This window comes from Cryobacterium sp. MLB-32, assembly GCF_000738085.1.
Taxonomy (GTDB): Bacteria; Actinomycetota; Actinomycetes; order Actinomycetales; family Microbacteriaceae; genus Cryobacterium.
In genome coordinates this window covers 1-1,090 of the sequence record NZ_JPRS01000512.1, presented here as the reverse complement: position 1 = coordinate 1,090, position 1,090 = coordinate 1, and the positions used below count along the sequence as shown (strand labels likewise).

General features: G+C 61.8%; 1 protein-coding gene. It reads right to left on the bottom strand.

Annotated features, from left to right (window positions below; all coding sequences use genetic code 11):
• Window positions 1–247 precede the first annotated feature (247 nt).
• Entirely contained in the window at window positions 248–931 is a 684-nt protein-coding gene (locus tag JF66_RS19685) for a hypothetical protein (RefSeq protein WP_035880582.1), read from the bottom strand.
• Window positions 932–1,090 lie beyond the last annotated feature (159 nt).

The window sequence follows — 1,090 nt, the reverse complement described above, 5'->3', positions numbered from 1 at the left end:
CCTGGTGGGACGACTGGCTGAACCCCGAGCTGATCGGTGACCAGCACGTCGTCGACGCAGCCATACAGGCTGCGCTACCCGTCGCAGCAGCACTCGAAATCGTTCGGGTCGCACCCCTCCCTGCACAGGGAGACGGGCCAGAGCTCACTCGGGCATCGTAGAAGACCCAGCAGATCAAGGAGTGAAAATGCCTCTTCGAGGCTGAGGTGCTGAGGGAAGGGTTCCTGCGCTGGCTCGCTGCTTGTAGTCAGGTGTTGCCCAGCATGTCGATCGCCGCAGCCCAGAGATAACCCTCGATGGCTTTCTCAAACGTCAGTGCCGCCACCCGATCCGCGAGCACCTTTTTCGTGGTCATGTCGAATAAGTGGACTGCGCACATATTGGTCGCCGGATCGATGAAGAACTCCAAGCGCACGCCGTGGTCGTCGATGGACCCAAACACGACCGCGCCGAATGGCCCGGCCGGCTGCGCCATGGACGTTGCGAACTCGGCGCCGCTTTGGGCTAGTTGAGCGTTGATGAGTGCGACGAGCGGTTTTGTGTCCCGAATGGTCAACTCGTTCACCTGGCTCCGCTGGGGAGAGAGAGTGCTGGTGGCGTTCTGGCTGGTTGTTGCGCTCTCGACGGCTGAGGCCCACACCCATGTGCGGTGAGCGCCGTTGCTCTCCCATTCGACGTACACGGCCCGTGGAGTCCACGCCAGGGCTAGACCATGCACCTGGTCGGCGGTGGCCGGGTATCTCACCCACGCGCGTACCGGGGCGGGGGCGCTGGCAAGAACTGCCGGCAGGTCTCCCAGCTCAGCGGCGGTGAGGCTATAGGGACGCAGAACAAACGCGCCCCCGCGATCAGGCTCAATCTGCTTAAGAGTGTCAGCGCGCACTGTCTTGTGCTGGCTCTGGGCGCTGAGAGGTGTCTCGTTCGGTCCCATGATGCCATTAGAACATAAGTTCTAATGTAATGAGATACTGGGCCGTGTCGTCGCTTTCACTTCTGGCAGAGGCGGCTCATCTACGCCGAGCAGGAACACAACTTGGCCGGACACATCCTTTCGAACGTCATTCGGGCCATGGCGCCCTCGCCGAGGAAG

Coding starts and splice junctions, on each gene's coding strand:
- JF66_RS19685 (WP_035880582.1), bottom strand. CDS start 931: ATGGGACCGAACGAGACACCTCTCAGCGCCCAGAGCCAGCACAAGACA.